Annotated in this window: 19 protein-coding genes; 16 read left to right on the top strand and 3 right to left on the bottom strand. The window is 32.0% G+C overall.

What is annotated here, in order from left to right:
• Positions 1 to 75: 75 nt before the first annotated feature.
• Positions 76 to 522 (bottom strand): heme-binding protein, encoded by a 447-nt coding sequence (locus NMU03_RS03400; RefSeq protein WP_290141292.1) that lies wholly within the window; start codon positions 520 to 522, stop codon positions 76 to 78.
• A 198-nt stretch (positions 523 to 720) separates the two neighbouring features.
• On the opposite strand from NMU03_RS03400, the gene NMU03_RS03395 reads away from it, so the two are divergent.
• The 11 genes from NMU03_RS03395 (at position 721) to NMU03_RS03345 (ending at position 7918) form a co-directional block, all read left to right on the top strand.
• On the top strand, positions 721 to 996 hold the full coding sequence (locus NMU03_RS03395; RefSeq protein ID WP_290141291.1) for a hypothetical protein: 276 nt from the start codon (positions 721 to 723) through the stop codon (positions 994 to 996).
• Positions 996 to 2105: a tetratricopeptide repeat protein gene (locus NMU03_RS03390; protein WP_290141290.1), complete on the top strand. Its 1110-nt coding sequence runs from the start codon at positions 996 to 998 to the stop codon at positions 2103 to 2105. The genes NMU03_RS03395 and NMU03_RS03390 overlap by 1 nt, the downstream gene beginning before the upstream one ends.
• Entirely contained in the window at positions 2092 to 2832 is a 741-nt protein-coding gene (locus tag NMU03_RS03385; RefSeq protein WP_290141289.1) for a TrmH family RNA methyltransferase, read from the top strand. The genes NMU03_RS03390 and NMU03_RS03385 overlap by 14 nt, the downstream gene beginning before the upstream one ends.
• 10 nt (positions 2833 to 2842) lie before the next feature.
• On the top strand, positions 2843 to 3052 hold the full coding sequence (locus NMU03_RS03380) for a hypothetical protein (protein ID WP_290141288.1): 210 nt from the start codon (positions 2843 to 2845) through the stop codon (positions 3050 to 3052).
• Between the two features lie 21 nt (positions 3053 to 3073).
• Positions 3074 to 3601, top strand: a complete 528-nt coding sequence (locus NMU03_RS03375; protein WP_353956676.1) for an aminotransferase class I/II-fold pyridoxal phosphate-dependent enzyme — start codon at positions 3074 to 3076, stop codon at positions 3599 to 3601.
• 104 nt (positions 3602 to 3705) lie between these two features.
• On the top strand, positions 3706 to 3972 hold the full coding sequence (locus NMU03_RS03370) for a beta C-S lyase family protein (RefSeq protein ID WP_290141287.1): 267 nt from the start codon (positions 3706 to 3708) through the stop codon (positions 3970 to 3972).
• 89 nt (positions 3973 to 4061) lie between these two features.
• Positions 4062 to 4928, top strand: a complete 867-nt coding sequence (gene fba, locus NMU03_RS03365; RefSeq protein WP_290141285.1) for a class II fructose-1,6-bisphosphate aldolase — start codon at positions 4062 to 4064, stop codon at positions 4926 to 4928.
• A gap of 311 nt (positions 4929 to 5239) precedes the next feature.
• Positions 5240 to 5362: a hypothetical protein gene (locus NMU03_RS03360; RefSeq protein WP_290141284.1), complete on the top strand. Its 123-nt coding sequence runs from the start codon at positions 5240 to 5242 to the stop codon at positions 5360 to 5362.
• 79 nt (positions 5363 to 5441) lie between these two features.
• A complete protein-coding gene (locus tag NMU03_RS03355; protein ID WP_290141282.1) occupies positions 5442 to 6059 on the top strand; it encodes a DNA-3-methyladenine glycosylase family protein in 618 nt (205 codons plus the stop codon).
• 4 nt (positions 6060 to 6063) lie between these two features.
• Entirely contained in the window at positions 6064 to 6597 is a 534-nt protein-coding gene (locus tag NMU03_RS03350; protein ID WP_290141280.1) for a methylated-DNA--[protein]-cysteine S-methyltransferase, read from the top strand.
• Positions 6598 to 6751: 154 nt separating this feature from the next.
• Entirely contained in the window at positions 6752 to 7918 is a 1167-nt protein-coding gene (locus NMU03_RS03345; RefSeq protein WP_290142270.1) for an MFS transporter, read from the top strand.
• A gap of 24 nt (positions 7919 to 7942) precedes the next feature.
• On the opposite strand, the gene NMU03_RS03340 is transcribed toward NMU03_RS03345, so the two are convergent.
• Together NMU03_RS03340 and NMU03_RS17530 are read right to left on the bottom strand one after the other, a co-directional pair.
• Positions 7943 to 8503, bottom strand: a complete 561-nt coding sequence (locus NMU03_RS03340; RefSeq protein WP_290141278.1) for a helix-turn-helix transcriptional regulator — start codon at positions 8501 to 8503, stop codon at positions 7943 to 7945.
• A complete protein-coding gene (locus NMU03_RS17530; protein WP_353956653.1) occupies positions 8452 to 8685 on the bottom strand; it encodes a cupin domain-containing protein in 234 nt (77 codons plus the stop codon). The genes NMU03_RS03340 and NMU03_RS17530 overlap by 52 nt, the downstream gene beginning before the upstream one ends.
• Positions 8686 to 9604: 919 nt before the next feature.
• Between NMU03_RS17530 and NMU03_RS03335 the strand changes: the two genes are divergently transcribed.
• The 5 genes from NMU03_RS03335 to NMU03_RS03315 all read left to right on the top strand — a co-directional run bounded on the left by NMU03_RS03335 (position 9605) and on the right by NMU03_RS03315 (position 12929).
• Complete coding sequence (locus NMU03_RS03335; protein WP_290141276.1) at positions 9605 to 9997, top strand: pyridoxamine 5'-phosphate oxidase family protein; 393 nt, start codon at positions 9605 to 9607, stop codon at positions 9995 to 9997.
• Between the two features lie 195 nt (positions 9998 to 10192).
• Positions 10193 to 10600 (top strand): winged helix-turn-helix transcriptional regulator, encoded by a 408-nt coding sequence (locus tag NMU03_RS03330; RefSeq protein WP_290141273.1) that lies wholly within the window; start codon positions 10193 to 10195, stop codon positions 10598 to 10600.
• Between the two features lie 45 nt (positions 10601 to 10645).
• Positions 10646 to 11221, top strand: coding sequence for a LysE family transporter (locus NMU03_RS03325; protein ID WP_290141271.1), 576 nt, complete (start codon positions 10646 to 10648; stop codon positions 11219 to 11221).
• Positions 11200 to 11640, top strand: a complete 441-nt coding sequence (locus tag NMU03_RS03320; RefSeq protein ID WP_290141270.1) for a GNAT family N-acetyltransferase — start codon at positions 11200 to 11202, stop codon at positions 11638 to 11640. Before NMU03_RS03325 ends, NMU03_RS03320 begins: the two co-directional genes overlap by 22 nt.
• 26 nt (positions 11641 to 11666) lie before the next feature.
• Positions 11667 to 12929, top strand: coding sequence for an O-acetylhomoserine aminocarboxypropyltransferase/cysteine synthase family protein (locus NMU03_RS03315; RefSeq protein WP_290141268.1), 1263 nt, complete (start codon positions 11667 to 11669; stop codon positions 12927 to 12929).
• The last annotated feature ends 143 nt before the right edge of the window (positions 12930 to 13072 follow it).

The following is a 13072-nucleotide window of genomic DNA, read 5'->3' as shown; positions in this document are numbered from 1 at the left end:
AAAACAACTCCTTTCTCTTTTTTTGTTGTTGATATTTATAATTTTAACATATTTAAGACATTGTCAAAATCTTTTTCATTTATCATTACATTGAACTTTGAATTTTTTTAAGCAATCAACTATGATTTGATGATCTTGATTATGTGTCAATCCAGAAACAATACAACATCCCACATTTTGATGATTCACAATAATAGGGAACCCTCCTCCACATATAGCAAATTTATCATCATGTATATATTTTTCATATTGATGTGTTTGCTCATTAATTGACCAAATATAGTAAGAAGAATGTCCAAATGTTTCCACAGTATTTTGTTTACGATTCAACCATTCATCACCATTTTTTCCATTCATTAAGTATTGAAAAACAATATCATGATGTAAAACAATACGGATACGAATAGGTTTTAAGTTCTTTGTTTGAATTGTTTCTATCAACATTTGCCCTAAACAATAAGCATCTTCATGATCAAATGATGTAAAAGATAACTCATTTTCTAATTGTAATAATGCGTCCATGTTTTCACCTCAATCATATTATGTCATAAAATATATCAAAGGTAAATAATGGAAATAATTTTGAACATAAAGTTCATTAATAAAGAAAGAAGAAAAAAGATTTTGAACTTTTGATTACAGTTATGAAATGAAAAAAAGGATTTTCATTTTTATGGAAATCAAGTAGAATAGAATTAAGGGTGTTGAAAGGAGAAAGCTATGGGATTATTTAAAAAGAAAAAAGTGTCGATAGATTATGATGCTGTATTTAAAGAACAATATAAATCTGTTAATCAGTTAACCAACCAAGCTTTACAAGAGCTTGATTATGTGATTAAAGAATCTTTATATGAAGTGATTGTTGAAAAGTATAATGAATTGATTGGACTGATTGATCAGGGAGCTCATTATGATAAAGAGCATTTTGAAGCATTAAGAGCGAATGCTCAAAAAGAGTTACAGTCAATTCGTCAAATCAATGAAATGAATTCATAATGAATATACAGATTATTGAAAAAGTCGTAGATGTCTTTAATCATTATGGTGATGTATTAAGGTTTCAGATTGAACGTTTTGAAGAGGTTTTAAATGATGCAGCCTTTGATATGATGGATGAGTGTTATTTGGTTGTTTTAGGAATGAAATTAGGTGTTTTTGAAGCTATGATTTTTGATGAGGATTTTGAAATATCAAGATATGTGACATATTTATGTGAATATGCTTCTTTAAAAGAAGAAGAGGCATTGTTTATGGTGAGTGTTTATTCACAGATTATTGAAACGATTGGATATTATTTTGAAATACCTGATGTCGAACAATTTTTAAAAAATGCTTATCAACACAATCAATTTTCTCATCTTTATGTTCTTGCAAGAACTTATTTTTTAGGTTTTGGTGTGACTCAAGATTATGAAAAGGCATTTGAAATCTTTTCTTATTTATACCAACAGGGAGTATTAGAAAGTTGTTATTATATTGGATATATGTATGAACATGGCTATGGAATTGAACAGGATATTTTACAAGCTTTTCATTATTATCAAACAAATGTTGATAGTCAATCTGCTTTAAGACTGGGATTGTTTTATATGTATGGTTACTATGTTGAAGTAGATGAAGAAAAAGCTATGTATTATTTTTTACAAAGTCAGGAAAAAGAAGCTTATTTATATCAAGGGCTTTTATTAGAAAGTCAAAAAGATTATTCAGCAGCCTTTCAGGCTTATTTAAAAGGAGCTAAAAGTTTTCAAAAAGAATGTTTATATAAGGTTGGTATGTTGTTGAAAAGAGGAATAGGTGTAGAATTAAATTTGAACGAAGCTTTACATTATTTTACATATGGATATTATCTTTTACAAGAAGATTGTACTTATGAATTATCAATGTTGTCTTTTGATGGAGTTGTCGTTAAAAAAGATGAAAAACAGGCTCTTGAATATTTACATCAGGCAGCTAGATTAAAGAGTTATGATGCCTGTTTATTGTTAAGTCAGTTTTATGAATGGGGACGTTATGTTCAAAAGAATCATCAATATGCCCTGTCTTATTATCAACAAGCACAAGTCATCAAGGAGGAAAAAGAAAATCAGTATGAAATTATATAAAAAAGGGGATGCATCTTCTTATACTCTTGGCGTTTTTCCAACAATTGAATTATTAAAACAAAGACCACAAAATGTCAAAAGAGTTGTCGTTCATTCTTCTATTGAACAAAATAAGGGATATCCTGTAATTCAAACATTATGTCAAAAACATCATATTCCTATTGATATACATGATCGTACGATTGAAAAACTAAGTCCTAAAAATAATTGTTATGCGATAGGTGTTTTTGAAACTTATCAATCTTGTTTACAAAACGACAATCATGTTGTTTTGGAACATCCTATGGATATGGGTAATATGGGTACGATGATGCGTACAATGCTTGGTTTTGGCTATAAAAATTTGGTAATTATTAAACCTGCAGTCGATATTTTTGATCCTAAGGTAATTCGTGCTTCAATGGGAGCAATCTTTCATTTAAATGCTGTTTATTATGATTCATTTGAAGATTATTATCAACAGTTTTCAAATCGAAAATTTTATCCTTTTATGTTGGAAGGAGCTACAAATATTCATCAGGTTTTACCTGAAAAACCATATAGTTTGATTTTGGGTAATGAAAGTCATGGTTTAGATGATCATTATCTGAATTATGGTCAAAGTATTTTTATTCCTCATAGTGAGGATATTGATTCATTGAATTTATCAATGGCATTAGGTATAGCGTTATTTCATTTTTCAAAAGAACAATGGGAAGGAAAAGAGGTATTAAAAGAAAATATATGATTTTGATAAAGTGATTGAAAGAAGAGGAACAAATAGTATTAAATATGATCGTGAAAAAGCTCAAGATTCACGTATTGTGTCAATGTGGGTGGCAGATATGGATTTGCCAGAAGTGAAAGAGGCTTTGGTTAAACGTGCACAGCATGGTGTTTTTGGTTACGCTACGCCTACACTAAGTTATTATCAGGCTGTCATAAATTGGATGGCAACACGTCACTAGTTACACCTTGAACAAGATTGGATTGTCATAACATCTGGAGTTGTTGGGGCTTTAAAACTTGCGGTTAAAGCATTTACGAAAAAAGATGACTACGTCATGATTATGAAACCTGTTTATTATCCTTTTGATGCATCTATTCAGGTCAATGGACGTCAAATTGTCGAATGTCCTTTAGTTTTCAAAGATAATCATTATGAATGTGATTTTGATGTTTTTGAAAAACAAATAATTGATCACGATGTGAAAATGTTTATTTTATGTAATCCCCACAATCCAATTGGAAAAGTATGGACTAAGGATGAGTTATATCAAATAGGAACAATTTGTCAAAGACATCATGTGATTGTTATAAGTGATGAAATTCATATGGACTTTATTTATTCAGGACATCAACATGTTTCTTTCTGCAATGTTAATCCTTCTTTTGGTGATATTTGTACAGCACCATTAAAAACATTTAACTTAGCGGCTTTACAGACACCTAATATCATTATTAAAATGAAACTCTACGTGAAAAATTTAAACATTAAAAAGATGCCTCAGGAATGAGTGATCCTAATATTTTTGGATTAGAAGCTTGTCAAGCAACTTAAACATATGGTGCCAAATGGGTTGATGAACTGATAGATTATTTAGCAGCTAATATTCAATATATGCGGGATTTCTTTAAAGAAAGATTACCTGAAATCAAAGTGATAGCTCCTGAAGGTTTATATCTTGTTTGGGTTGATATGAGAAGTTTAGATATGGATAAAGATGAACTTGAAAAGTTTATGTTAGGAAAGGCTTATTTGTGGTTGGATGAAGGTTATATTTTTGGAACAGGTGGCGAAGGTTTTGGAAGATTCAATGTCGCTTGTCCACTTTCTATTCTTCAATGTGCTTTAGAACAATTAGAAAAAGCAATCAAAGAATTATAAAATTGATATAAAAAAGAGAATATTTATGGAAATTTTTATAAAATCAGTGTATGATATATTTGTAATAAAAAGTAAAGGAGATTTGAATTATGGGATTAGTTTCAGCTAAAGAAATGCTTGATAAAGCAAAAGCAGGTCACTATGCTGTTGGTCAATTTAACATCAACAACTTAGAATGGACAAAATCAATTTTATTAACTGCAGAAGAATTAAAAGCACCAGTTATCTTAGGAGTTTCTGAAGGAGCTGCAAAATATATGACTGGATTTACAACAGTTTCTGCAATGGTTAAAGCAATGGTTGATGCTTTAAATATTACAGTACCAGTTGCTTTACACTTAGATCATGGTAGCTATGAAGGTGCAAAAGCTGCATTAGATGCAGGTTTCTCTTCAATTATGTTTGATGGTTCTCATTACGGAATCGAAGAAAATATTGAAAAAACAAAAGAAATCGTTGCTTTATGCCATGAAAAAGGTGTATCAGTTGAAGCCGAAGTTGGTTCAATTGGTGGAGAAGAAGACGGTGTTGTAGGAAAAGGTGAAGTTGCCGATCCTCAAGAATGTAAAATGATTGCTGACTTAGGTGTTGATTTCTTAGCAGCAGGTATTGGAAACATTCATGGAAAATATCCAGAAAACTGGGAAGGTTTAGATTTTGAAGCGTTAGATGCTATTCAAAAAGAAACAGGAACTTTACCATTAGTATTACATGGTGGTACAGGAATTCCAGCTGATATGATTAAAAAAGCAATCACTTTAGGAGTTTCTAAAATTAATGTTAATACTGAATGTCAATTATATTTCCAAGAAGCAACTCGTAAATATATTGAAGCTGGTAAAGACTTAGAAGGTAAAGGATTCGATCCACGTAAATTATTAGCTCCAGGTGCTGAAGCTATTAAAACTTGTGTTAAAGAAAAAATGGAATTATTCGGATGCATAGGTAAAGCTTAATAAATAAAAGGCTGTCATAGATGACTGAAAAGTTGTTGAGACAGCTTTTTTTATATAAAAAGGTTGATATATTGATATAATGAAACATGATTGGTGGAAATAAGGCTATTATTTGATAATAATCTTTATATAATGAAGATAGAAAAGAAAAGGGGGATTTATCATGCATCAAGTGATAGTTTTATTTGAAGTCAATATAAAAGATGGAAGATTATCTTAAACAAGCAAGTCAATTAAAAGAGAATTTGAAATATGTTAAAGGGTTTATCAGAGCTGAACGTTTTACAAGTTTATAAACAGAAGGGAAACTTTTGAGTTTGACAGTATGGGAAAATGAAGAAAGTATTCAAGAGTGGAGAAATTTTGAAAAACATAGAAAAAGTCAAAAGAAAGGACGAGAGGAAGATTTTGAAGATTATCAAATGTCCTATTAGACAATATGGTATGAATCAACGACAAGACGCACCAGTGGATTCTAATCATTATTTTAAAGTAGAATAAAGAGGTATGGTCATGTATTTTCAATATGGCGCAAAAGAAATAGAATATTTAAAAAGTAAAGATAAAAAGTTAGCTGTTTACATCGATCAACTTGGGCATATTGATCGACCGGTTCATCATGATATTTTTTCTTCGCTTATTTATTATATTGTTGGACAACAAATTTCAACCAAAGCACATCAAACGATTTGGGATAGAATGGTATATGAATTAGGAAGTATTCAACCTGATATAATTATTAATGCAGGAAAAGAGAAGATACAGTCTTTTGGAATGACTTTTAAAAAAGCTGATTATATTTTAGAGTTGTGTGATAAAATAATGAATAATGAAGTTGATTTTCATAGTTTTGAAAAGAAAAGTGATGAAGTGATTATCAAAGAATTATCTTCTTTGAATGGAATAGGTGTATGGACAGCCCAAATGATATTGTTACATTGTTTAGAACGTCCTGATGTTTTAAGTTATGGAGATTTAGCTATTTTAAAAGGAATGAAAATTGTCTATCATCATCAAAAGATAGATAAGAGATTATTTGAAAAATATAAAAAAAGATTCAGTCCTTATGGGAGTGTTGCTAGTATTTATTTTTGGGCAATAGCTTCTTTGGAAAATATTGAAACGAGGTGATTATATGCAATATACAAGTTATTATCATTCTCCATTAGGGGATATTTTGTTAGCGGCAGATGATATTGGATTAACGGGTTTATGGTTTGTTGGTCAAAAATATTTTGCTTTATATTTAGATCAAGAACATGTAGAAAAAGAAACACCCATATTAAAAGATACAAAAAAGTGGTTGGATATTTATTTTCAAGGACAAGAACCAGAATTTCAGTTACCACTTCATTTTATAGGAACAGATTTTCAAAAGGAAGTATGGGAAATCCTTTATGCGATTCCTTATGGTAAAACCATGACTTATGGTGAAATTGCTGGTATCATAGCGAAACGAAAAGGACTCAAAAGAATGTCAGCACAAGCGGTTGGTGGGGCTGTTGGACATAATGAAATTTCTATTATTGTCCCTTGTCATAGAGTTGTAGGGTCACAAGGTTCTTTAACTGGTTATGCTGGAGGTATTGATAAAAAAGTCGCATTATTAAAATTAGAAGGTGTTTCGATGGATTCGTTCTCTATTCCTAAGACAGGAACAGCATTGTAAATCAATTGTTATGGTCATACTGAAAAGTATGGCTTTTTTATATATGAATAGGTTTAAATATTGATAAAAATAAGTGTATGTAGTCTTAAAATTGTTATTATTTGATTGAAATAATTATATAATTAGATTATAGAAAGAAGGCGAAAGTAGATGAATAGAAAAATATTATCAATATGTTTTAGCTTTAGGGCATGCGTGTTCAGATATTAATCAAGGAGCTTTATCAGCAGTTTTACCATTTATTATTGCTTCATATCATTATGATTATATAACGGCTGCCATGTTAGTGACGTTATCTAATATTTTTGGTTCCCTTGTTCAACTTGTTTTTGGGCATCTTGCTGATAAAAAGAATAAACCTTATATTATGGCATTGGGTGTTTTACTGGCAGGAGGCAGGATGGCTTTAACTGGACTTATTTCACATTTTTATGGTTTATGTCTTGCAGTGATTATAGGTGGTATAGGAGTGGCGATGTTTCATCCTCAAGCAGCTCAACTTGTCAGTCTATCTTCTGATCAAAATAAACAAGGAAAAGGTGTCAGTATTTTCTCTTTTGGTGGAAAAATAGGTTCAACACTTGGACCAATTTTGAGTTCATCTTCAATCATGTTATTTGGTATGAAGGGAACTTTAATATTTTTGTTGCCATCATTTATTTTTGGAACGATTTCATCTTTATTTTTGAAAGATTTTAAGGAATTAGGTGAACAAAGAGTTGCCGAAGAAAAAAGTGATGATAATCAAAAGAATATGGGTCAAGATCAATGGGGTGTATTTATCAAGTTATGTATTACTGTGTTTGGTCATTCTATCATTACTAATGGGATGAGTACTTTTTTAGCCTTGTATTTTATTCAAAATTTGCATCAAAATGAATCATTTGGAAATATGGCATTAAGTCTTTATTTTGCGATTGGTGCTATAGCTGCATTGATAGGAGGCTCTCTGGCAGATCGTTTTGGTTATCAAAAAATAATTACTATATCATTTGTGATTTTCTTTCTAAGTTTAATCATTTTTACGATGACTTCGCATATATTTTTTGCAATGATGATGCTTGTACCACTGGCTATTGCTGAAAGTTTATCATATAATCCAATGGTTGTATTAGGACAGCAGTATTTACCTCATCATACTGGATTTGCTTCTGGTGTAACATTAAGATTAGCCGTTTCAGTAGGTGTGATTCTTTGTCCAGCTCTTGGTTTGATTGGAGATTATCAAGGTTTATCTATGACATTATATACAATTGCAGGGATTGCATTGATTTCCTTACTAGTATCTTTAACATTGCCAAAAGTTGATATAGAAAAATAAAAGTTCCGTGAGGAACTTTTATTATCAACGAGATATTTGTTTTTGATATTGTTTAGGTGTCATCTTTAATTTTTTCTTAAAGCATTGAATAAAATGAGAAACACTATTAAAACCAACAGAAGTGGCAATCTGGGTAATGGTATAATGTGGTGTAGTCATTAGCTCTAAACTTTTTTGAATACGAAAATCAATCAGATATTCATACGGTGATGTTTTTAATGTTTTTTGAAAAAATCTACCGCAATAACCTGCAGAGATATCACCATAAGTAGCGATATCATTCGATGTGATATCTTCTTGATAGTGGATATGAATATAGCTTAAACATTTTTGAATGCTTAAATTTTGGTCACTGGAAAATGGTTTGGTAGAAACAGGTAGTGTTTGCATGAGTTTAAGCATTAGCTGATTTATATAAATAAGCATTTGATAGATATAGAATGGATTTTTTTGACAAAAGGCAAAATCATTGATTTGTTGAATGATTTGGATAGTCGCTTTATCTTTAATAAGATTGCTTGTAAAATGTTGATTTAAAAATGTGCAGACTTGATGAAAAACGGAAGAATCTTGATAGAATTGCATAAACATATCGGGAAAAGAAAGGAACGATAGTGTGTATCTTTGATTTCTGTAATCTGATGCAAGATTTTTTTGTTGATGAAAATAGCTTGACCAACTTGAACTTCAAGAGAATGGTCAAGGGTTTGAACTTGAATAGTACCATGGATAACATAAGTGATTTGAATATCTTCGTGCCAGTGCATTTCATGAAATTTTAATATTGGTGGGATGTAGTGATTATTATTGATATCTAAGATTAAAAGCGGAAATTCTTTCTTTATATTAGGATTTTTTCAAATAACTCAATGGAATGAAGTGTAGACATTTTGAGATAACCTCCTTTATGAAATATAAGTCAATTCATCAACTATCTTTTTGTGTATATTCAAATTATATGCCTGAATTCTTACATCATTTCCTTTTTACAAGAATTGATTGAATCGTATGTAAACCTATTACTTATGCTGTTTTATAGAAATGTTTATTCATATTTGATTATTATAAATGATTGTTTTTATAAGGAATAAGACAATTGAAATAGGTATTTTTGATATGTGCTTTGATTTTAAAGGGTGAATCAAGGGCATATTTTATTATCAAATTTTTGTTTGTTTGCAAAGTTTTATAATAGTCAGTGAGTTAGAATAAGTTGTTATTTTATGATTTTTCTTTTCTATAGCTTATTTCTTTTTTTATACAGTTAAATGAACAAAGAAAAAATACAAAAAGTTAAATAAATCAAAAAATAGTGATGTCACTGTTAAAAATATTTTGATGTCACGGCAATATCTTGAAAAGTCCCGAAAAAGCCTGTAAAATCAATGATTCTGTGGCAGATAAAGGCGTTTACTACACCACTACTACACCATTTTTGAAAGAACCTTGCTGTATATCTGTATATAGTGAATGTGTGCCTTGAGCAAATGTTCATATGTCATAAAGTAACACACAAGAATTTGATTAACAGCTCCCATTATTCCGTATCTTACAGAAAAATAATACTATGAAATTTATGAGTAACTCATAAATTTGCTAATATCTTGTTTGGCATAAGTTATTTTCTTATAATGAGCATAGCTCAAATAAAAGAGTACGAAATCAAATTTGGAGGTAATTCAAAAAATGAATGAGAGTGTTTTGAAGCTGTTAAAAGAAGGTATGTGGGATTTAGCAACTTGTGCAGATGGCGAGCCGAATGTTGTTCCGGTTGCCTTTAAAGATGTAACAGAGGATGGTAAGCTGGTTGTGGGTGATGTGTTTCTGGAAACTACATTAAATAACATCAAAGCCAGCAATGGTAAAATTGCTATTTCTGTTTATGACCCACAGAATTTGGAAGGTTATCAGATTAAAGGAACGGCTGAATATGTGACCGAAGGTGCCGTTGTCGATACCTTTAAGGCTATGGTAGAAAAAATGTTCAATGGAGCAGCTACAGCAAAGGGGGCATTGATTATTGATCCAGAAAAAGTTATTGTTACTACTCCCGGTGCTGACAATAAGAAGGTACTGTAAGAACTGATGAATCAGGCGAGTGCAGAGTTTTAACAATTCTGTATCCGCCTTTTCAAAACAAAAAATGACGAAAACGGTTATTACCCCTCAAAAATGTATTCGATGTAGAAAATGTGTATTCTTGTGTCATAAGCAGACGCCACAAATAGAAATACACTAATAAATTACATAGTTACTTTTGTTTAAAAAGTCCGTATGATACAATGGAAAGCGAAAGGAGAACTATATTATGTATCAAAAAAATTACAAGAAGATATTCGCTGCCCGTTGGAGTACGGCTTGGAAGTGTTTGGAGGAAAATGGAAATCAAGAATTATTTGCGTACTTGCGGAAATGAAAACATTACGCTACAGCGAAATCAGAAAACAGATGTGCAACATAACAGATGCGGTTTTAGCATCAACTTTGAAAGAACTGATTGCCGATGAGATTGTCCATCGGAAAACTTATGATGAAATCCCTCCAAAAGTTGAATATTCTTTAACGACAAAGGGGCAATCTGTTGTGCCAATTCTTCAGAGTATTTGTAAGTGGTCTGGCATTTTTTATAAAGACGATAGTGAACATACAATGGCTCAATGTCAGAAATGTGATTACCGATAATATAAATTACACAATAAAAAGGGGTACATGAAGATGAGCATTTCTATGTTAGGAACACTTTCCTGTTATATGGTTATTAGCTCCTTTACACCCGGACCGGGTAATATATTGGCTATGAATACAACTACACGTTTTGGTTGGAAAAAAGGAAAACGATTAATTTTAGGAATTTGCTGCGGATATTTTCTGGTTCAGATGATTTGTACGTTGGCTCTATATAGTTTAAATATGGTACTTTCTCCTGTACTATCATTTTTAAAATATATTGGTGTAGCATATATGGTTTGGTTGGCAATTTATATTGCTGTCAGCCATCCGGAAACCTCTCATTCCAATAAAGCACCAAGCTTCTCCACAGGTTTTCTGCTACAGCTGGTGAACATAAAAATTTATTTATACATCAGCACACTGCTGACAGCTTATCTGATTCCATATATCGATAGTTTGCCATTACTTATTTTAGCTGGAGTTGGAGTCACTGCTATAGGAAGTGCAGCTTCTGTTACATGGGCTTTGTTAGGTATCAAACTGCAATCCAGTTATAAGAAATGTTTTCGCATTATTAACATTACCCTTGCGCTTTTCTTGTTGTATTGTGCATGGGAGATTATAAAGGTTTGACAGATAAGGAGTGTAACTATGAATATTCAATATACCGAGAAAAAATATTTACCGCAGAGCAGGTAGAAGAACTGTTTTTATCTGTAAAGTGGATTTCCGGAAAATATCCGGATAGATTATACCGAGCATTGCTCAATTCCTCTACGGTAATTACAGCATGGGACAATAAACGCTTAGTCGGTCTTGTCAGAGTTTTAGATGACGGCGGAATGGTAGCGTATATACACTATGTTCTTGTTCATCCAGATTATCATAAAAATGGAATTGCGGGTACTATGATAAAGCAGGTGAAAGAGAAATACAAAAATTATCTATATCTTGAAGTTATGCCGGAAGAAAGCAAGAATGCTACTTTTTATGAACGCTTTGGATTTCAGGTAATGAAAGACGGAGTTGCCATGCAAATTTCTAATTATTAAAATATTTCATGAAAGGAAACAGCAATATGAAAGATGGAACAAAATGTCTGCATTCAGGATATTCTCCCAAAAATTCAGAACCGAGGGTAGTGCCTATTGTGCAAAGCACTACTTATGTCTATGACACTGTTGAAGAAATTGCCGAGGTCTTTGACGACCCTACAAAATCACTTATTTATTCCCGCTTTGGGAATCCAACCGTTATGGCTGTAGAAAATAAAATAGCCGAATTAGAATGCGGTGTCGGTGCAATGTGTACTACATCTGGACAGGCGGCAGTTCTCTTATCCTTGCTTAATATTTGTAATGCCGGAGATAGTTTTATCAGCACAACTGAAATCTATGGTGGATCTGTAAATCTATTTTCCCATACACTAAAAAGATTAGGCATTGAATGTATCTTTGTTGACAGAAATTTAGGTGAAGAAGAAATCGAACGAAAAATCAGACCAAATACAAAAGCAATCTTTGGAGAAACACTTGCAAATCCGGCATTAACAGTATTGGATATAGAAAAATTTGCCAATATTGCCCATAAGCATTTTATTCCGCTTATTGTTGACAATACATTTGCAACCCCGATTCTTTGTAAACCATTTGAATATGGGGCAGATATTGTCGTCCATTCCACATCAAAATATATGGACGGTCATGCGGTTCAAATTGGTGGCGTTATTGTAGACGGAGGAAACTTTAATTGGGATAATGGAAAATTCCCGGATTTGACAGAACCAGACGAAACTTATCATGGTATTTCATATACAGAAAAATATGGAAACCGAGCGTATATCACAAAAGCCAGAATGCAGTTAATGCGTGACTTTGGAGTATATCCGGCTGCTCACTCTGCCTTTTTACTTAATCTGGGTTTGGAAACACTATCAGTCCGTATGAAACAGTATTGTGAAAATGCAATGACTGTTGCTCAATATCTATCCAGTTCAGATAAAGTTGAAAGTATCAAATACCCAGGGTTAAAGACAGATGAAAGCTATTTACTTGCACAGAAATATCTAAAGGGATGTAGCGGTGTCATTTCTTTTGTCATAAAAGGTGGTAAGTCTGCTGCACTCCGATTTATGAATAGCTTACATCTTGCTTCAAATGAGGTTCATGTAGCTGACATACGGACTTGTGTTTTACACCCTGCCAGTGAAACACATAGACAATTAAGCGAAGAACAACTTCTTGCAGCCGGAATTAGCGGAGGTATGGTTCGTTTGTCGGTTGGATTAGAAAATGTATCCGATATTTTAGAAGATTTGGAGATAGCCCTATCACAAGTTTGAGTTTTATAGCAAGGCCAGTCGGAGCAATCAATGGTCAAGATGAACGGGCTTTAATGTATTGCTATTGATAGTCCCGCTCGGTTTGCAAATGGGTAATCATGAGAAGATGGTATAAATGGGAAATTAATTGTATTTGACATATC

The organism is Allocoprobacillus halotolerans (assembly GCF_024399475.1).
GTDB lineage: Bacteria > Bacillota_I > Bacilli_A > Erysipelotrichales > Coprobacillaceae > Allocoprobacillus > Allocoprobacillus halotolerans.
Note: the sequence above shows the minus strand (reverse complement) of the source record. Positions and strands in the feature narration are given on the sequence as shown.